Origin of the sequence: Streptomyces turgidiscabies Car8 (assembly GCF_000331005.1) — a bacterium.
Classification (GTDB): domain Bacteria; phylum Actinomycetota; class Actinomycetes; order Streptomycetales; family Streptomycetaceae; genus Streptomyces; species Streptomyces turgidiscabies.
Genome location: NZ_AEJB01000511.1, coordinates 14,555 through 32,491, shown reverse-complemented (window position 1 = coordinate 32,491; position 17,937 = coordinate 14,555). Strand labels below are relative to the sequence as shown.

Annotated in this window: 14 protein-coding genes and 1 tRNA gene; 7 read left to right on the top strand and 8 right to left on the bottom strand. The window is 69.8% G+C overall.

The annotated features are described in order from the left end of the window. Positions 1-85: 85 nt before the first annotated feature. The 6 genes from pknB to STRTUCAR8_RS36805 form a co-directional block, all read right to left on the bottom strand. Positions 86-2,080, bottom strand: coding sequence for a Stk1 family PASTA domain-containing Ser/Thr kinase (pknB, locus tag STRTUCAR8_RS36830; protein WP_006381365.1), 1,995 nt, complete (start codon positions 2,078-2,080; stop codon positions 86-88). A gap of 171 nt (positions 2,081-2,251) precedes the next feature. After that, positions 2,252-3,724 (bottom strand): peptidoglycan D,D-transpeptidase FtsI family protein, encoded by a 1,473-nt coding sequence (locus STRTUCAR8_RS36825; RefSeq protein ID WP_006381370.1) that lies wholly within the window; start codon positions 3,722-3,724, stop codon positions 2,252-2,254. After that, complete coding sequence (locus STRTUCAR8_RS36820) at positions 3,721-5,160, bottom strand: FtsW/RodA/SpoVE family cell cycle protein (RefSeq protein WP_006381376.1); 1,440 nt, start codon at positions 5,158-5,160, stop codon at positions 3,721-3,723. The genes STRTUCAR8_RS36825 and STRTUCAR8_RS36820 overlap by 4 nt, the downstream gene beginning before the upstream one ends. A gap of 27 nt (positions 5,161-5,187) precedes the next feature. After that, positions 5,188-6,756, bottom strand: a complete 1,569-nt coding sequence (locus tag STRTUCAR8_RS36815) for a Stp1/IreP family PP2C-type Ser/Thr phosphatase (RefSeq protein ID WP_179200563.1) — start codon at positions 6,754-6,756, stop codon at positions 5,188-5,190. Positions 6,757-6,854: 98 nt separating this feature from the next. Further along, on the bottom strand, positions 6,855-7,376 hold the full coding sequence (locus tag STRTUCAR8_RS36810) for an FHA domain-containing protein FhaB/FipA (RefSeq protein ID WP_006381385.1): 522 nt from the start codon (positions 7,374-7,376) through the stop codon (positions 6,855-6,857). Positions 7,377-7,386: 10 nt separating this feature from the next. Further along, positions 7,387-8,232 (bottom strand): FhaA domain-containing protein, encoded by an 846-nt coding sequence (locus STRTUCAR8_RS36805; protein ID WP_006381379.1) that lies wholly within the window; start codon positions 8,230-8,232, stop codon positions 7,387-7,389. A 470-nt stretch (positions 8,233-8,702) separates the two neighbouring features. Between STRTUCAR8_RS36805 and STRTUCAR8_RS36800 the strand changes: the two genes are divergently transcribed. The 4 genes from STRTUCAR8_RS36800 to STRTUCAR8_RS36785 all read left to right on the top strand — a co-directional run bounded on the left by STRTUCAR8_RS36800 (position 8,703) and on the right by STRTUCAR8_RS36785 (position 11,809). Next, positions 8,703-8,785 (top strand) — tRNA-Leu (locus STRTUCAR8_RS36800). Positions 8,786-9,005: 220 nt separating this feature from the next. Then, the gene (locus tag STRTUCAR8_RS36795; protein ID WP_044473521.1) at positions 9,006-10,457 is read left to right on the top strand and encodes a DUF2252 domain-containing protein; all 1,452 of its coding nucleotides are present in this window, start codon (positions 9,006-9,008) and stop codon (positions 10,455-10,457) included. Positions 10,458-10,567: 110 nt separating this feature from the next. Next, the gene (locus STRTUCAR8_RS36790; RefSeq protein WP_006381380.1) at positions 10,568-11,443 is read left to right on the top strand and encodes a J domain-containing protein; all 876 of its coding nucleotides are present in this window, start codon (positions 10,568-10,570) and stop codon (positions 11,441-11,443) included. A 36-nt stretch (positions 11,444-11,479) separates the two neighbouring features. Next, positions 11,480-11,809, top strand: a complete 330-nt coding sequence (locus STRTUCAR8_RS36785) for a rhodanese-like domain-containing protein (RefSeq protein WP_006381366.1) — start codon at positions 11,480-11,482, stop codon at positions 11,807-11,809. Positions 11,810-11,839: 30 nt separating this feature from the next. Here the strand turns inward: STRTUCAR8_RS36785 and STRTUCAR8_RS36780 are convergent, their stop codons facing one another. Continuing rightward, positions 11,840-12,988 (bottom strand): acyl-CoA dehydrogenase family protein, encoded by a 1,149-nt coding sequence (locus tag STRTUCAR8_RS36780; RefSeq protein ID WP_006381363.1) that lies wholly within the window; start codon positions 12,986-12,988, stop codon positions 11,840-11,842. Between the two features lie 351 nt (positions 12,989-13,339). Between STRTUCAR8_RS36780 and STRTUCAR8_RS36775 the strand changes: the two genes are divergently transcribed. From STRTUCAR8_RS36775 to STRTUCAR8_RS36765, 3 genes are read left to right on the top strand one after another with little or no spacing between them, the layout of a single operon-like run. Continuing rightward, positions 13,340-14,173 carry a DUF5819 family protein gene (locus STRTUCAR8_RS36775; RefSeq protein WP_006381375.1) on the top strand — a complete coding sequence of 278 codons (834 nt, stop codon included), beginning with the start codon at positions 13,340-13,342 and terminating at the stop codon, positions 14,171-14,173. Beyond that, complete coding sequence (locus STRTUCAR8_RS36770; RefSeq protein WP_006381387.1) at positions 14,170-15,423, top strand: HTTM domain-containing protein; 1,254 nt, start codon at positions 14,170-14,172, stop codon at positions 15,421-15,423. Before STRTUCAR8_RS36775 ends, STRTUCAR8_RS36770 begins: the two co-directional genes overlap by 4 nt. Next, positions 15,420-16,193, top strand: a complete 774-nt coding sequence (locus tag STRTUCAR8_RS36765; protein WP_006381381.1) for a TrmH family RNA methyltransferase — start codon at positions 15,420-15,422, stop codon at positions 16,191-16,193. The genes STRTUCAR8_RS36770 and STRTUCAR8_RS36765 overlap by 4 nt, the downstream gene beginning before the upstream one ends. Positions 16,194-16,201: 8 nt before the next feature. Here STRTUCAR8_RS36765 and paaN read toward each other — a convergent pair whose 3' ends face one another. After that, on the bottom strand, positions 16,202-17,908 hold the full coding sequence (gene paaN / locus STRTUCAR8_RS36760) for a phenylacetic acid degradation protein PaaN (RefSeq protein WP_006381378.1): 1,707 nt from the start codon (positions 17,906-17,908) through the stop codon (positions 16,202-16,204). Between the last annotated feature and the right edge of the window lie 29 nt (positions 17,909-17,937).

Sequence of the window (17,937 nt, the reverse complement as noted above, 5' to 3'; positions counted from 1 at the left end):
GCACTGCCGGGTTGACGGCGTGCCTTCGATGACAGGGGAACCAGCCTGCGGGCCCTGGCTGAACACGATGGCGGCGTCGTTTCGGTCAGCCGAAGATGCCGCCGTTGTTGTCGCCGTTTCCGCCGTTGTTGCCGTTTCCGAAGTTGACGGTCTGGAGCGTGATCTGGGTGTTGCCCGGATCGTCGACCTTGCCGCCCTGCGGATTCTGGGCGATGACCACTGCGGTGTCGCTCTGGTCGCTGCCGTTGGTGAACTGGATGTTGTTGAAGCCGGCCGCCTGCAGGATCTGCTTGGCCTCGCCGACGGTCTTCTGGGTGACGTTCGGGACGTCGGTCTGCTGGACCTCGGCCTTCTTGCCGATCTGGATGGTCACTGTGTCGCCCGGATCGGCTTGGTTGCCTGCGGGCGGGACAGTGGAGATGACCTTGCCGTCCTGGTTGTCGTCTTCGGTGTCGATCTCCGTGCACTCGCCGACGAGGCCGTTGGCCACCATCTGTTGCTTGGCGGTGTCACAGTCCTGGCCGGTGACGTCCGGGACTGTGGACTTCTTCACTTCCTTGGCGATGGTGAGGGTGATCTTCGAGCCCTTCTCCACCTCGGCGCCGAACGTGAGGGACTGTTCCAGGACACTCCCCGGGTCCTCAGGGGACTCCTTCTCCACCGTTTTCACGTCGAACTGGTACTCGTCGCCCTCGAGCTTCTTCGTGGCTTCGTCGACGGTGGAGCCGACCACGCTCGGCACGATCACCTTCGGTGCCCCGGTGGACACCACCAGTGCGATCGTGTCGTTCTTCTTCACGTCGGCCCCGGCCGCCGGGTTCTGGGAGCAGATGTTGCCCTTGGGCTCGTTCTCGCAGGGTTTGTCCGTGAACGTCAGTTTCAGGTCGACGTTCACGGCCGCCTTCTCCGCGTCGGCCTTGGTCTGGCTGACGAAGTTCGGGTTCTTGAAGGCGCTGTCGTTCACCGCCTGCCCGTCGAACACGTACTTGCCGATCAGGATCGCGCCCACCAGCACCAGCACGCCCGCCACGGCCAGGAGGATCGTCGAGGTGTTCGACTTCTTCTGCTGGCGGCGTCGGGGACCGCGGTCGTCGAAGCCGAAGCCGCCGTCGTCCGGGTTCATCGGGGGGAGCATGGTGGTGGCGCCGGCGTCGGAGCGCAGGGCGGTGGTGGCCTGGTCGTCGGGGTAGCCGTAGGCGCCGTAGCCGACCGCGCCCATCGCCGCCGCGGCCGCGACGGGCTGGCCGTCGAGGCAGGCCTCGATGTCGGCGCGCATCTCGTCGGCGGACTGGTAGCGGTAGTCGGGGTCCTTGACCAGGGCCTTGAGGACGATGGCGTCCATCTCGGGCGTGATCTCGGGGTCGAACACCGACGGGGGCTGCGGTTCTTCCCGTACGTGCTGGTAGGCCACCGCGACCGGGGAGTCCCCGATGAAGGGCGGGCGGACCGTCAGGAGTTCGTAGAGGAGGCAGCCGGACGAGTAGAGGTCGCTTCGGGCGTCGACCTGTTCGCCCTTCGCCTGCTCGGGCGACAGGTACTGGGCTGTTCCTATGACCGCGGACGTCTGCGTCATCGTCATGCCGGAGTCGCCCATCGCACGGGCGATGCCGAAGTCCATGACCTTGACCTGGCCGTTGCGCGTGAGCATCACGTTGGCCGGCTTGATGTCACGGTGGACGATGCCGCTTCTGTGGGAGTACTCCAATGCCTGGAGGATCCCGATGGTCATCTCCAGCGTCCGCTCGGGCAGCAGCTTGCGGCCAGAGTGGAGGAGTTCGCGGAGGGTGGAGCCGTCCACGTACTCCATGACGATGTACGGGATGGACGTCCCGTCGATGTAGTCCTCGCCGGTGTCGTACACGGCGACGATCGCGGGATGGTTGAGCGAGGCGGCCGACTGGGCCTCCCGGCGGAACCGGGCCTGGAAGGAAGGGTCGCGCGCGAGGTCGGCGCGCAACGTCTTCACTGCCACGGTGCGGCCCAGGCGGGTGTCATGGGCGAGGTATACCTCTGCCATGCCACCACGGCCGAGCACGTGACCCAGCTCGTACCGGCCGCCGAGGCGACGCGGCTCTTCCATAGCTTCCTACCAGCCCTCTCCGTCGGTCCCGACCGCACCTGCTGTGTGGTCCGGCGGTGTGCCGTCCGGGCATACGGTACCCGGGTTCATTTGTGTGACCTGGCCAAGCCCGTCAGCCGATACCGGACCGGTATCGCAACGTGCACCGATGTGAAGGGGACGTGACGGGGCTCACTCCTTGCTCTTGATGACCGCCTCCATCACGCTCTTGGCGATGGGCGCGGCCAGACCGCCGCCCGAGATCGCGTCGCGGATGGCTCCCTCGTCCTGGACCACGACCGCCACGGCGACCGGTGAGCTGCCGTCGGCGAGCTTGGCGTAGGAGATGAACCAGGCGTACGGCTTCTCGCTGTTGTCGACGCCGTGCTGGGCGGTGCCGGTCTTGCCGCCGACGGTGACGCCGCTGATCTGGGCGTTCTTGCCGGTGCCGTCCTTGACGACCGTCTCCATCATGGACTGGAGGGTCTGGGCGTTCTTGGAGGTGAGCGGCTGGCTCATCTCCTCGGGCTCGGTCTGTTCGAGCACGTCGATGTTGGGCGCCTGGAGCTTGTCGACCATGTACGGCTTCATCAGCTTGCCGTCGTTGGCGATCGCGGAGGCGACCATGGCCATCTGCAGCGGGGTCGTCGCGGTCTCGAACTGGCCGATCGAGCTGAGCGCGGTCTGCGGCCGGTCCATCTTCTCGGGGAAGTTGGAGGCGGCGGAGCGGACCGGGATGAACTGCTCGGAGTTGAAGCCGAACTTCTTGGCCTCCTCCAGCATCTTGTCCTTGCCGACGTCGACGCCGATCTTGCCGAAGACGGTGTTGCAGGAGTACTGGAGGGCGACGCGCATGGACGCGTTCTTGCAGGGGATGGTCCCCTCGTTCTTCAGCTCGGTCGTGGTGTCCGGCAGGGTGTACGGGAGCGGCGAGTCCGTCTTCTCGTCGGCGTCCGTGTACAGGTTGTTCTCCAGGGCGGCGGCGGCCGTCACGACCTTGAAGGTGGAGCCGGGCGGGTAGATGTCGCGCAGGGCACGGTTGAGCATGGGCTCGTCGGAGTCCTGGGCCTTCTGCAGCTTCTGCCAGGCCTTCGAGTCCTTGTTCGAGTTCCCGGCGAACGTGGAGGGGTCGTACGAGGGGAAGGAGGCCAGGGCCAGGATCGCGCCGGTGGACGGGTCGATCGCGGCCACCGCGCCCTTGCCGCGGCCCTTCAGGCCGTCGTACGCGGCCTTCTGGGCGGCGGCGTTGAGGGTGGTGATGACATTGCCGCCCTGCTTCTTCTTGCCCGTGATCATGTCGAGGGTGTTGCGGAAGAAGAGCCGGTCGTCGTTGCCGGTGAGGATGCCGTCTTCGATGGACTCCAGCTGCGTCGCGCCGAACGCCTGCGAGGCGTAGCCCGTGACGGGGGCCCACATGGGCCCGTCCTTGTAGCTGCGTTTGTACTCGAAGTCGGTGCTGTCGGACTTGGTGGAGCCGGTGATCGCCTTGCCGTCGACGATGATGTTGCCGCGGGGTGTGGCGTAGCGCTCGATGGCGACGCGGCGGTTGTACTTGTCGTCCTTGAGGGCGTCCGCCCGGACGTACTGGATCCAGTTGTCGCGGATGAGCAGGGCGAGCACGAGCAGCCCACAGAAGAGTGCGATCCGGCGCAGGGGCTTGTTCACGGTCGGACCACCTGGGTCATCTCGGCGTCGGGGCTGGGGGCCGGGGCGGGTGCTGGGCGGCGTGCGGTGTCGCTGATTCTGAGCAGGATGGCGATGAGGGCCCAGTTGGCGATGACGGAGGATCCACCGGCGGCGAGGAACGGCATCGTCATACCGGTGAGCGGGATCAGGCCCATGACGCCGCCGGCCACGACGAAGACCTGGAGCGCGAAGGCGCCGGACAGGCCGATGGCCAGCAGCTTGCCGAAGGGGTCGCGGGCGGCGAGGGCGGTGCGGACACCGCGTTCCACCACCAGACCGTAGATGAGCAGGATCGCCATGACGCCGGCCAGGCCGAGTTCCTCGCCGAAGGTGGCGAGGATGAAGTCGGAGTTGGCCGCGAAGCCGATGAGGTCGGAGTTGCCCTGGCCGAGCCCGGTACCGAGGGTGCCGCCGGAGCCGAAGGCCCACAGGGCCTGCATGGACTGCATGGTGTGGCCCTGGACCCCCTTCAGGCTGAGGAGGTATTCGTTCATCGGGTCGAGCCAGGCCTGGACGCGCTGCTGGACGTGCGACTCGAAGCTGGCGACGCCGACCGCGCCGGCCGCCGACATCAGCAGACCGAAGACGATCCAGCTGGTCCGCTCGGTGGCGACGTACAGCATGATGATGAACATTCCGAAGAACAGCAGCGACGTACCGAGGTCGGTCTCGAAGACCAGGATCAGGATCGAGATGATCCAGACGACGATGATCGGTCCGAGGTCGCGGCCTCGGGGCAGGTACAGGCCCATGAAGCGGCGACTGGCGAGGGCGAGGGCGTCGCGTTTCACCATCAGGTAGCCGGCGAAGAAGATCGCGAGGGCGATCTTCGCGAACTCACCGGGCTGGACGCTGCCCAGGCCCGGGATCCTGATCCAGATCTTGGCGCCGAAGTTGTCGAAGCCGAGGCCCGGGACCAGCGGCAGGACCAGCAGGACCACGGCTCCGGCCATGGAGATGTAGGTGTAGCGCTGAAGGATGCGGTGGTCCTTGAGGAAGACCAGCACCGCCACGAACAGGGCGACGCCCAGTGCGGAGTTCAGCAGCTGGCGAGGAGCCGATTCGACGTAGTTGGGGAGTTGCTGGAGCCGCTTCGACTGGTCCAGTCGCCAGATGACGACCAGGCCGATGCCGTTGAGGAGTGTGGCCAGGGGCAGCAGCAGTGGGTCGGCGTACGGGGCGAACTTGCGTACGACGAGGTGGCCGACGCCGGCGATCAGGCCGAGGCCGACGCCGTAGCTGAGGACGCCCGCGGGGACCTTGTCGTCGATGGCCAGGCCCACGTTGACGTAGGCGAAGACGGGGATGACGACGGCGAACACCAGGAGTCCCAGTTCGGTGTTGCGGCGGCTTGGAGTGCCGATCGCGCCGATCGTGGACGTGTGGTGCTGTGAGTTGGTGGTTGTACTGCTCATCGTATGAAGTGGCCCCTCACGGCTTGCCTACTGCTTACCGCACAGCGAGACCAGCTTCTGCTCTTCCTCGGAGAGGCTGGGGCCGGGTGTGGGAGTGGGTGCGGTTGTGGACGGGGACGCCGATCCGGACGGCGTCGGGCTGGGCGTTGCCTTGGACGCGGCGGCGGTACGGGTGGTTCCCGTGGTGCCTCCTGCCTCGCCCTCGCCGGTCTTGGCGTTGTTCGCGTTGTCGGCCGCGCGCCGTGCTTCCTGCTTCTTGCATGCGGAGGCCTGGGTGGCCAGCTCGGAGATCTTCGACTGGGCGTCCTTGAGGCCGCCCTCCGTGATGGTGCCCTCGACCTGCTTCTGCTGGTAGGCGGGCAGGTACTTGAGTTCGATCTCGGGGTGGTCCTTCTCGACCTTCGAGAGCGAGACCCAGGCCAGGTCCTGGTTGATGCCCCGGTACAGCGCCACGTGCTCGTCGCTGGCACCGACGTAGTACTGCGTCTGTGTCCAGCGGTAGCCGCCGTACAGGCCGCCGCCGATGACGGCGAGGGCGAGGGTGATGTAGAGGGTCCTCTTGAACCACCTGCGGCCGGCGCTGGGTTTGACGAAGTCGTCGTCGGTGTAGCCGCCGAAGCCGCCGGTCTGGATGTAGCCGGTGGTGTCGCCGGAACCGGGCGGGCCGAACTCGCCGCCTCCGCCGCCGTGCGCGGGCCGCTGCCGGCCGAGCCCGGAGGCGCGTCCGGCGGGGGTCTGCATGGCGCCGCCGTCGTGCAGGTGGTGCTGGTTGTGCTGGTTCTCGGCGACCGCGCCGACCACGACGGGTACGTCGGACAGCTGTCCGGCGAGGGTGTCCCCGGTGTCGAGGTCCAGGACGTCGGCGATGATCACGGTGATGTTGTCGGGGCCGCCGCCGCGCAGCGCCAGCTCGATGAGCTGCTGCACGGTCTCCTGGGGGCCCTGGTAGCTGGCGAGCGTGTCCTCCATGGTCTGGTGGGACACGACGCCGCTCAGGCCGTCGGAGCAGATCAGGTACCGGTCGCCGGCGCGGACCTCGCGGATGGAGAGGTCGGGCTCGACATGGTCGCCGCTGCCCAGTGCGCGCATGAGGAGCGAGCGCTGCGGGTGGGTGGTGGCCTCTTCCTCGGTGATGCGTCCCTCGTCGACGAGGCGCTGCACCCAGGTGTGGTCCTGCGTGATCTGGGTGAGGACGCCGTCGCGGAGGAGGTACGCACGCGAGTCGCCCACGTGTACGAGGCCGAGGCGCTGGCCCGTCCACAGGAGGGCGGTGAGCGTGGTGCCCATGCCCTCCAGCTGGGGGTCCTCCTCGACCATCATCCTGAGCTGGTCGTTGGCCCGCTGCACCGCGGTGCCGAGCGAGGTGAGGATGTCGGAACCGGGGACGTCGTCGTCGAGGGCGACGATGGTGGAGATCACCTCGGAGGAGGCGACCTCACCGGCGGCCTGGCCGCCCATGCCGTCGGCGATCGCGAGGAGACGGGGACCGGCGTAGCCGGAGTCCTCGTTGCCCTCGCGGATCATGCCTTTGTGCGATCCGGCGGCGAAGCGCAGTGACAGACTCATGCGCACCTCGCCCGTCGGCTCCGGGTACATCCGCACGGTGCCCACCCTCCGGTCGGGAGCGCGCCGGGGCCCTTCGCGTGGACCGCCGCCGCGTGCTCGCTCCGCTCGCGCCTATTCATGATGTAGCACTACTTCCGCAGCTCGATGACGGTCTTGCCGATGCGGATCGGCGCGCCCAGCGGAATGGGCGTGGGAGTCGTCAGCCGGGTCCGGTCGAGATAGGTGCCGTTGGTGGACCCGAGGTCCTCGACGATCCACTGGCCGTCGCGGTCCGGGTAGATCCTGGCATGCCTGCTGGAGGCGTAGTCGTCGTCCAGCACGATGGTCGAGTCGTGGGCCCGGCCGAGCGTGACCGTCTGCCCCTGGAGGGCGACGGTGGTGCCCGTCAGGGTGCCCTCGGAGACGACCAGTTTGCTGGGGGCGCCCCGGCGCTGCCTGCCGCCGCCGGACGGCTGCTGCTGGCGCTGTTGCGGTGGCGCGGCGGTCTGCCGGGCGGCCTGCTGCTGGCGGCCGCTGTCACGCCTCGACCCGCGCTGGGTGACACGCGTACCGAACAGATCGCTGCGGATGACCTGCACGGCCACGATCACGAACAGCCACAGTACGGCCAGGAAACCCAGCCGCATGACCGTGAGGGTCAGCTCTGACATTGCCCCCGCTTCACCCTTCGGCTTGCCGGTAAATGATGGTGGTGCTGCCCACGACGATCCGCGAGCCGTCGCGGAGCGTAGCGCGGGTGGTGTGCGTCCCGTCCACCACGATGCCGTTGGTGGACCCGAGATCCTGGATCGTCGGGGGCGTTCCGGGGCGGATCTCACAGTGCCGGCGTGAGACTCCGGGGTCGTCGATCCGTACGTCGGCCTCGGTGCTGCGGCCCAGTACGAGCGTCGGGCCGGAGATCTGGTGGCGGGCGCCGTTGATCTCGACCCAGCATCGCATCCGGTTCGCGCCCGCGGTCGGGCGCTGGCCCATGGGCGGGCCTGCCGGTGCGGCGCCGGGGCGTCCGCCGGGCGGCGGTCCGGCCGGCATCGGGGGCGGTGCGGCGGCGGGCGGATAGCCGTAACCGCCCGCTCCGGGCCGGCTCCTCGGCGGGGCCGCGGGTGCGGCGGCGCCGGGGGACTGCTGGTTGGTGGAGGAGGCGAGCGTACGGCTGCGGACCCGGTACAGACCGGTGTCCAGGTCGTCGGCCTTCTCCAGGTGCACCTTGACGTTGCCCATGAAGGTGTACCGCTGCTGCTTGGCGTAGTCCTGCACCATGCCGGCGAGTTCGTCGCCGAGCTGTCCGGAGTAGGGGCTGAGGCGCTCGTGGTCCGGTGCGCTCAGTTCCACGATGAAGTCGTTGGGTACGACGGTCCGGTCGCGGTTCCAGATGGTCGCGTTGTTGTCGCACTCGCGTTGCAGTGCGCCCGCGATCTCCACGGGCTGGACCTCGGACTTGAACACTTTGGCGAAGGTGCCGTTGACCAGACCTTCGAGACGCTGCTCGAACTTCTTCAGGACTCCCATGGGGCACCTCCTCCTGGTTGCTGCTCTGTCTGAAGCCTTGCGTGCCGTGCCTGTCGTGCGTGCCGTGCTTGGTACTGCTTACTGATCGTATCCACGCGCCGGGAAATCGGCTGGTTCCCCCTGTCAGGACGGTCGACGGGTGTCGACGCCTGACGAAGTTCCCGCGGAAGCTCCTCTTCGAACTCCTTGAGCCGTACCCAGATCGTAGAGGCGGCGCCAAACCAGTGTCCCGCACCTGACTGTGCACCTTGCCCGCCTCCTGGGGAGATGGGCTGGACCGGTACGAGGTTGATACGTGAACCGGCACGTGTTGATACGAAGTCGCAGCCGGTCCGGCTCGGTCCGGGCGGGGCGGGAGTGCGTCCGGGGGTGGGGAAAGGGATGTGAACCCACCACTTCCAGCGTGCTAATCTTCTCGATGTCGGAAGGCCCAAGCACCTCTGGGAGCAGGGCCTGAAGGCATAGCGAATGCGCGAGTGGCGGAATGGCAGACGCGCTGGATTCAGGTTCCAGTGCCCGCAAGGGCGTGGGGGTTCAACTCCCCCCTCGCGCACAGATGAACGGCCCTCATCGGGATCCCGATGAGGGCCGTTTCTCGTTGTCCCTGTGCGTCTCGTCCTCGCTGTCGCGGAGATGTGAGGTCTCTCTCATCGCGGTGGGTTCCGCGGCGGTGCCCGACTTATCCACAGGGTCTGACCTGATGTGGTCTGTGGTTGTACGGTCGTCGCGAGTTGATGTTGTCGGTGGCGAGCGGAGCGGGGGAGGCGGTCGCGATGACCGAGGTCGGTACGGGGTCGGCGGGGGCCACGGTGGCGCGGAGCCGGGTGCGCGAGCTTCCCCAGGTGCGCGGGTTCGCCCAGTGGCAGTCGGAGGGCTCCCCCAAGGAGGAGGGCAAGGCGTTGCGGCGGGAGGTGCCGCGCAGCGCGCACGCCTCCTTCGACGCCGGCGCGGACGGTGGCCGTCCGGACGCGGAGGCGGCGGTCAGGGAGTCCAACCGCGGTCGTATCCCCGGGCTGACCCCGATAAGGGTGGGCAGGATGGCGGCCACCCCGTTCGCCTTTCTGCGCGGTTCGGCGGGGCTGATGGCGTACGACCTGGCCCGTACCCCGATGACCAGGATCCGGGCGCAGATCTGCGGTGACGCCCACGCGGGCAACTTCGGTCTGTACGGTGACGCGCGCGGCGGCCTGGTCATGGATCTGAACGACTTCGACGAGACCGTCCAGGGGCCCTGGGAGTGGGACCTCAAGCGGCTCGCCGCCTCGCTGGTGCTCGCGGGCCGGGAGGCGGGCGCGGACGAGGGCACCTGCCGGCAGGCGGCGCACGGCGCTGTCGGCGCGTACCGCCGGACGATGCGGCTGCTCGCGAAGCTGTCGGTGCTGGACGCGTGGAACGCGATCGCGGACGAGGAGCTGGTCTCCCACACCGATGCCCATGATCTGGCCGGCACGCTGGAGCGGGTCTCCGAGAAGGCGCGGGGCAACACCAGTGGGCGTTTCGCGGCCAGGTCGACGGAGGTCACCGAGGACGGCGGGCGGCGCTTCGTGGACGCTCCGCCGGTGCTGCGGGGGGTGCCGGACGCGGAGGCCGCGGCGGTGGCGGCGTCGCTGGAGGAGTACGTGAGCACGCTGTCGGAGGACCGTCTTCCGCTGCTGGCCCGTCACTCGGTGCACGATGTGGCGTTCCGCGTCGTCGGCACGGGCAGTGTGGGTGCGCGGTCGTATGTCGTGCTGCTCCTGGACCATAAGGGCGAGTGTCTCGTCCTGCAGGTGAAGGAGGCCCGTCCCTCGGCGCTGGTCCCGCATCTGGTGACCGCCGGCTTCGACCCGGTGGAGGCGGCGGGTGCGGTGCACGAGGGGCGCCGGGTGGTGCTCGGGCAGAAGAGCATGCAGGTCGTCAGCGACGTTCTTCTGGGCTGGACGACGGTCGACGGGCTGCCTTTCCAGGTACGGCAGTTCCGCAACCGCAAGGGCAGCGTCGACCCGGCGGCCCTGTCCGCCGACCAGATCGACGACTACGGCCGGATGACGGGCGCTCTCCTGGCGCGTGCCCACGCCCACAGTGCCGACCCCCGGCTGATCACCGGGTACTGCGGCAAGAGCGACGAGCTGGACGAGGCGATGGCGACGTTCGCGACGGCTTATGCCGACCGTACGGAGGCGGACCACGCGGTTCTGGTGGCGGCGGTGCGGGCGGGGAGGATCGACGCGGAGATGGGCGTGTGATGGTCGAAGACGGGGGTGAAGGGTACGGGGTGTGACGGTTGCGGGGGCTGTTTCGGGCTCGGTCCGGTGACCTTGGCCGGGCGGGTGAGCCGTGGCCTAGGCTTGGGCGGGTGACGACCCCGGAAGCTGAGCAGTCCTCGTCCGCGCCCGACGCCGAAGGGCCGCGGGAGCGCCCTGACGCGCAGGCGCCGTCCGGCGCGGCTGAGGGGCCGCGGCCCGAGGAGCGGCTGGAGCGGGCCGTGCGGGTCGCGGAGCAGGCACTCATCGAGTACGAGATCGCGGTCGAGACCTTCCGTATCGAGGTCGAGAACTTCTCGCGGCTGCACCATCAGAAGCTCGGTCCGATGTACGCCCGCCTCGACGAGCTGGACGCGGAGATCGCCGAGGCGAAGGCCGCGCGCAGCGGTGATCCCGAGGATGTGCGAGCGGCGCAGGAGGCGCGGGCGCGGGTCATGCCGATGCCGGGTGTCGAGGAGCTGTTCCACGGCTGGATGGACTCGGAGGGGCTGTTCCCGGAGGCGGCGGCGATGCTCACCGAGCAGCCGGTGCGGCCTCCGCAGCGGGTCCGCCCGAGCGACGAGGCCCGCAAGCTGTACCGCGAGCTGGTCCGCAAGGCCCACCCGGACCTGGCGCAGGACGAGGGTGAGCGGGCGCGGCGCGACGAGTTCATCGCCCGGGTCAACAGTGCCTACGGGCGGGGTGACGAGGTGCTGCTGCGGGAGCTGGCCGAGGAGTGGGCGGCCGGGCCGGTGCCCGAGGAGTGGCGGCCGAGTCACAGCGAGGAGCTGTACGCCCGCCTGGAGTGGCTTTCCCAGCGCAAGGAGCTGCTCACGCTGGTCGCCCGTGAGCTGGAGGAGGGGGCGATCGGCGCGATGCTGAAGCTCGCTCCGGACGACCCGGACCGTCTCCTGGAGGAGATCGCCGAGCAGTTGCTGGCTCAGGTGTCGCAGCGTGAGGCGGAGCTCGCGGCGTTGCTCGGTCGGTGACCTGGGTATCGTCGGGGCATGCGTTTTGGATCTGGTGTGCCCACGGTCGAGGTCGCGGACCTCAAGGACGGCGACTTCCTGCTGGACGTCCGTGAGGACGAGGAGTGGCAGGCGGGGCACGCCGAGGGGGCGTTGCACGTCCCGATGAGTGAGTTCGTCGCCCGCTACGGCGAGGTGACCGAGGCGGCGCCGCAGGACGGCCGGGTCAATGTGATCTGCCGTTCTGGTGGCCGGTCGGCCCAGGTGACGAACTATCTGGTCCAGCAGGGCATCGACGCGGTGAACGTCGACGGCGGTATGCAGGTGTGGGAGGCGGCGGGCCGCCCGGTCGTCACGGACGAGGGTGCGCCGGGCTTCGTCGCCTGAATCCCCGCGCCTGACGGCCCCGGGGTCGTTTCAGGCCAGTTGGTGGGCCGCGAGCAGGTCTCCCAGCATCTCCTCGTGGGCGGCGGCGGGGCCGAGCGACAGTTCCAGGTGTTTGGCCCAGGCGTGGTACCGGTGCAGCGGATAGTCGGTGTCGGCGCCGAAGCCGCCGTGCAGGTGCTGCGCGGTCTGTACGACCCTCCGTACGCCTTCCGAGGCCCAGATCTTGGCGACGGCCACGTCCCCGGAGACGGGCAGCGCGCCTCCGGCCCCCGTGCTGATGCGCCACGCGGCCTGCCACAGCGTGGCCTCCATCGCGCGCAGGTCGATGTACCGGTCGGCGGCCTGGACGGCGACGGCCTGGAACGTTGCCAGGGGATGCCCGAACTGCACTCGCTTGCCGGTGTAGTCGCTGGTCATGCCCAGTACCGCGGTCCCCAGTCCGAGCGTCTGCGCGCAGGTGCCGACGGTCAGGAGATCGCGCAGCCACGGCCAGGCGCCGTCGGCGTCGAGGACGTACCGGCCGGGCAGCCGCACGGAGTCCAGGCGCAGTTCGCCGAGTCGCTCTCCGGCGGTGGATATCTGCTCGGCGAGGTGGACGCCGTCGAGCGGGACGCCTTCGGGGGCGCGGGGGACGAGGGCGAGGACGGTCCGGTCGGCGCTCGTGCGCGCGGGGACGAGGACGAAGTCGGCGTTGTGCGCCCAGGGCACCGCCGTCTGTATCCCGTCGAGCACCCAGAGGTCGCCGTCCCGGCTCGCGGTCACGGCGAGTTCGGCGGGGTCGTGGCCGGTACGGCCGTGCGCGGCGACGGAGAGCACGAGTTCGCCGGTCCCGGTGCGGCGCAGTACCTCGTCCCGCAACTCCCCGCTCCCGTACGCCTGTACGGCCGCGGCCGCGGCGCAGTTCTCCAGCAGGGGCACCCTGGCCAGTACCTTCGCGGACTCGCGCAGGACGAGGCACAGGGCGATGGCGTCGAGACCGGCCCCGCCGAACTCCTCGGTGAGCAGGAGGCTCAGCAGATCCGCGCCGGCGAGGCTCGCCCACAGTGCCCGGTCGAAGTCGTCCGCGACGGCCCCCGGGACGAGTGACGGACTGGGCACCGTGTCCGGCGCGACCCCGCCGAACACCGCTCGGGCCGCCTCGACCGCCGCCTGCTGCTCCTCACTGAACCTGAAGTCCACGGTGCTGTCCTCTCGGCAAGGGGGGGCGGGTGATCTGACGGGGGTTACCTGACGGGGCGTCAAGATAGAACAGGTTCTAGAAGAAGGGAACGGGTGAGGCCGGGAGGGTGTGCGGCAGCGACCGATCGTTCGGTTTGTCCGAGTCGATCGTCCGGGGTGGGCCGTAGGGTGTCAACGGCTGTGGACAACTTCTGGGACGGGCCGTGCGGGCACTGTCCATCGGTCGCACGGGTGTGCGGAGGGGGCTGTGCTGGGCGGGTGGGCCTGAGTACCGTGCCCGTGCGCATGCCGTGTCGTGGTGCGCGTGGGCCGGCGGGTGCGGTGGGACCGGGTATCGGGAGACGGGGCGGAATGGACGCGTACGAGGCAGGCCCGGACGCCGGGCACGGGCGCGACGAGCCCGGCGAGGCGGAGGGGCCTCCGTCCGACGGCCCCCAGCCACCGCCCGGGGCCGGGCCGCCGGACGAGGGCGCCGCATCTCACCTCGCCTCCGGGGAAGCTCCCCGCACGGCGCTGGCGGCTCTCTCGCTGCCGTACCAGATCGGCGCCGCCCTGGCCGTCGCGGTCGTCGCTGTTGCCGCGTGTGTCCACCTCGGCATGGTCTTTCTGCACGTCGCGCCCTCGAACACGGTCTCGAAGGAGCACTCCCGGGCGATCGACGACTGGATCTACCCGGAGTTCGAGCAGAACTGGAAGCTCTTCGCCCCCAACCCGCTGCAGCAGAACGTCGCGGTCGAGGTCCGAGCCGATGTCCGTACGGCGGACGGCGGGGCCCGGACGACCGGCTGGTACGACCTCTCCGCACTGGACGGCAGGGCCATCGACGGCAACCTGCTGCCGAGCCACACCCAGCAGAACGAGCTGCGCCGGGCCTGGGACTTCCTGCTCGCCTCGCACGACGCGCAGAACCGTCCCTCGGGCCTGCACGGCGTCCTGGCCGAGCGGTATATGCGCCGCATCGTCGTCCTGCGCCTGGACCGTGAGGACGCCGCCGGGCCCGGCGGCACGATCGACCGGGTCCAGGTCCGCTCCCGCAGTACCAACGTCCGACCGCCCGAGTGGAGCCAGGAACAGGTGCCCGACAAGCCCACGTACCGCGTACTGCCCTGGTGGACCGTCCCCGACGACGAGGCGCCCGCCGAGGCGGCGGGCCCGGCCGCCAAGACGAAGGCGGACGGCTCATGACCCGCCTCGTCCCCGCTGCCTCGCGCTCGCTGTCCCGGGGCATCGGCCGGGTCACCGAGACCGCGCTGGGTCCCTACCAGACCGCCGTCGTCCGGATCGGTTTCTCGGCGACCTGGCTGCTGTTCCTGCTGCGCGAGTTCCCGCACCGGCAGGAGCTGTACGGCCCCGACGGCCCCTGGAGCTGGGACCTCGCCCAGCAGCTCATCGCGGACAACGGCGCGTTCACCGTGCTCATGTGGTCCGGCAGCGACGTCTGGTTCGAGCTCGTCTACGCGCTCGCCGTGCTCACCGGTCTCCTTCTCCTGCTCGGCTGGCGCACCCGCACCCTCTCCGTGCTCTTCATGGTCGGCGTGCTCTCGCTCCAGAACCGCAGCATCTTCGTCGGTGACGGCGGCGACAACGTCCTGCACCTCATGTCCCTCTACCTGGTGTTCACGCGCTGCGGGCTGGTGTGGTCCCTGGACGCCCGGCGTGCCCGCAAGGCACGCGCGCGCGTGCTCTTCGATGCCCCACCCGACCGCGCGGGCCCGGTCCTCTGGGCCGTCCTCGGGGTGTTCCTCGTCGCCGGTACGGTGGCCGGAAAGCTCGACGGTGACCCGATGGTCCCGGTGATCCTCTGGGGCATGTGGCTGGCGCAGGCCGTGTGGTGGGCCGTGGCGCGCCGGGAGCGGGGCGGCGAGCCGCGGATGCTCCTCGACATCGTCGGCAACGTCGTGCACAACGCGGCCCTCTTCGTGATCATGGCCGAGGCCTGTCTGATCTACGCGACGGCCGGCTGGTACAAGATCCAGGGCTCGCGCTGGCAGGACGGCACCGCCGTCTACTACCCGCTCCACCTCGACTACTTCTCCCCGTGGCCGGCGCTCTCCGACCTGATGTCGTCGAGCGGCACGATGGTGATGCTGGTGACGTACGGGACGGTGGCCGTGCAGGTCGCCTTCCCGTTCACGCTCTTCAACCGGCGCGTCAAGAACGTCCTGCTGGCCGTGATGATGACCGAGCACGCCGTGATCGCCGTCGTCCTCGGGCTGCCCTTCTTCTCGCTCGCGATGATCGCCGCGGACGCCGTGTTCCTGCCGACCTCGTTCCTGCGACGCCTCGGGGACGGGGCGGCACGCGCGCGCGTGCGGCTGCTCGCCCGGCTGCCGGGCGACGGACGCTTCGCGCCGGGCCGGCGCACGGCCAGGGCGGCCGACGAGACTGCGGCGGACGAGACGGCGGAACCACCGCACGTAGGCTTCACGGCATGACGGACAAGGCGACGAAGTCGGCGGATGATCCGGTGGGCGACTGGCACCGGCTCGCCGGCGCTTGCGTCCTGCTCGACGGCTTCCACGCCCTCAAGCACGCCGTCCGCTTCGGCGCGCGGATCCCGCTGGCCGTGACCACCGACCGGCGGGCGACCCTGGAACTCGCCGGCCAGCTGGCTCCGGACGTACGGGACACCCTGGACGCCCTCCTGACCGAGGTCCCGGAGGCGACGTACACCTCTCTCGTGCCGCGTCCGCACCCCACCGCGGTGGCCGCCCTCGCCGTACGGCCCTCCCGCGAGGGCAACCTGGAGGCGGTCGCGCGCTCGCCCCGGACCGCGCCCGTCGTCGTCCTCGACAACCCGCGCAACCTCGGGAACGCCGGGGCCGTGATCAGGCTCGCCGCCGGGTTCGGCGCGACCGGGGTCGTCACCACCGGGACGCTCGACCCCTGGCACCCCACCGTCGTACGCGCCGGGGCGGGGCTGCACTTCGCGACCGCCGTGGAGCGCCTCGCCGTGGCCGAACTGCCGGCCGGGCCGGTGTTCGCGCTCGACCCGGAGGGCGACGACATCCGGGGGCTGAAGCTCCCGGACGACGCCGTCCTCGCCTTCGGCTCCGAGCGCAGCGGGCTGTCGCCCGAGCTACGCGCGCGGGCCGACCACCTGGTGTCGCTCCCGATGCGTCCCCAGGTGTCCAGCTACAACCTCGCGACCAGCGTGGCCATGACGCTGTACCACTGGAGCGTCACCGGTGACGGGACCCTCTGAGCCTGCTTCTAGGCCTGGCGGCGGACCTCGACCACCCGGAAGCGGTTCGCCACGAACGCGCCGTCGCACAGCGCCGCGTTCGCCGCAGGGTTGCCGCCCGAGCCGTGGAAGTCGGAGAAGGCGGCCGTCTGGTTGACGTACACCCCGCCGGTCAGGTTCAGCGACAGCTGGGCGCACTCCTCCAGGCATGCCTCCTGGATGCCCTGTTCGAACTCAGGGTCGGTCGTGTACGCGCCGACCGTCATCGCGCCCTTGTCGCGGATCGTCCGCCGCAGCAGGTCCACGGCGTCCGCCGCCGAGTCGACCGCGACGGCGAAGGAGACCGGCCCGAAGCACTCGCTCATGTAGGCGGCGTCGGAGTCCGCCCCGTCCCAGTACTTCCGTGCGCCGTCCAGCTTCACGAGGACGGGCGTACGGACCACCGCTTCGGGGAAGTCCGGGTTCACGATCTCCCGTGAGGCCAGGGCGACCTCGCCGAGCCCGGCCGCCGCCTCCAGACGGGCCTTCACATCGGGGTTGACGATCGCGCCCAGCAGCCCGTTCGCACGCGCGTCGTCGCCCAGGAGCCCGCCCACCGCGGCGGCGAGACCGGTGACCACCTCGTCGTACGACTTGTGGCCCTCCTCCGTACGGATGCCGTCACGGGGGATGAGGAGGTTCTGCGGGGTGGTGCACATCTGGCCGCTGTACAGGGAGAGGGCGAAGGCGAGGTTCGACAGCATGCCCTTGTAGTTGTCGGTCGACTCCACGATCACCGTGTTGACGCCGGCCTTCTCCGTGTAGACCTGCGCCTGGCGGGCGTTGGCCTCCAGCCAGTCGCCGAACGACGTCGAGCCCGTGTAGTCGATGATGCGGATCTCAGGGCGGGTCGCCAGGGTCTTGGCGATGCCCTCGCCGGGCCGCTCGGCCGCCAGCGCCACCAGGTTCGGGTCGAAGCCGGCCTCCGTCAGCACCTCGCGCGCGACGGAGACGCTCAGGGCGAGCGGCAGTACCGCGCGCGGGTGGGGCTTCACGAGGACCGCGTTGCCCGTGGCCAGGGAGGCGAAGAGGCCCGGGTAGCCGTTCCACGTGGGGAAGGTGTTGCAGCCGACGAGGAGGGCGATGCCACGCGGGACCGGCGTGAACTCCTTCGTGAGGGCCAGCGGATCGCGCTTGCCCTGGGGCTTGGACCACTCCGCGGTGCCGGGGGTGCGGACCTGCTCCGCGTAGGCGTAGGCCACCGCTTCCAGGCCGCGGTCCTGGGCGTGCGGGCCGCCCGCCTGGAACGCCATCATGAAGGCCTGGCCGCTGGTGTGCATGACCGCGTGCGCGAACTCGTGCGTCCGGCCGCTGATCCGCTTCAGGATCTCCAGGCAGACCATCGCGCGGACCTCCGCGCCCGCGTCGCGCCAGGCGCCCTGACCGGCCTTCATGGCGGGCAGCAGCACGTCGACGTCCGCGTGCGGGTAGGTGACGCCGAGCGCGATGCCGTACGGGGACACCTCGCCGCCCACCCAGTCGTCCGTGCCGGGCTGGTCCAGGTCGAGGCGGGTGTTCAGGACGGCGTCGAAGGCGGCCTTTCCGGCGGCCAGGTCCAGGCTGCCGTCCTCCCCGTACGCCTTGGGGTGTTCGGGGTGCGGGGACCAGTACGCGCGCGTGCGGATCGCTTCCAGCGCCTGGTCGAGGGTGGGCCGGTGCTGGGCGATCAGCTGGTGCGCGGTGAGTTCGGCGGCCATCAGGGGACCAACTCCTCGTCTCAAGAGCA

Bases quoted from the DNA above. Each gene is read 5' to 3' on its own strand.
- pknB (WP_006381365.1), bottom strand. From the start codon at position 2,080: ATGGAAGAGCCGCGTCGCCTCGGCGGCCGGTACGAGCTGGGTCACGTG.
- STRTUCAR8_RS36820 (WP_006381376.1), bottom strand. From the start codon at position 5,160: ATGAGCAGTACAACCACCAACTCACAGCACCACACGTCCACGATCGGC.
- STRTUCAR8_RS36815 (WP_179200563.1), bottom strand. From the start codon at position 6,756: ATGTACCCGGAGCCGACGGGCGAGGTGCGCATGAGTCTGTCACTGCGC.
- STRTUCAR8_RS36810 (WP_006381385.1), bottom strand. From the start codon at position 7,376: ATGTCAGAGCTGACCCTCACGGTCATGCGGCTGGGTTTCCTGGCCGTA.
- STRTUCAR8_RS36805 (WP_006381379.1), bottom strand. From the start codon at position 8,232: ATGGGAGTCCTGAAGAAGTTCGAGCAGCGTCTCGAAGGTCTGGTCAAC.
- STRTUCAR8_RS36795 (WP_044473521.1), top strand. From the start codon at position 9,006: ATGACCGAGGTCGGTACGGGGTCGGCGGGGGCCACGGTGGCGCGGAGC.
- STRTUCAR8_RS36775 (WP_006381375.1), top strand. From the start codon at position 13,340: ATGGACGCGTACGAGGCAGGCCCGGACGCCGGGCACGGGCGCGACGAG.
- STRTUCAR8_RS36770 (WP_006381387.1), top strand. From the start codon at position 14,170: ATGACCCGCCTCGTCCCCGCTGCCTCGCGCTCGCTGTCCCGGGGCATC.
- STRTUCAR8_RS36765 (WP_006381381.1), top strand. From the start codon at position 15,420: ATGACGGACAAGGCGACGAAGTCGGCGGATGATCCGGTGGGCGACTGG.
- paaN (WP_006381378.1), bottom strand. From the start codon at position 17,908: ATGGCCGCCGAACTCACCGCGCACCAGCTGATCGCCCAGCACCGGCCC.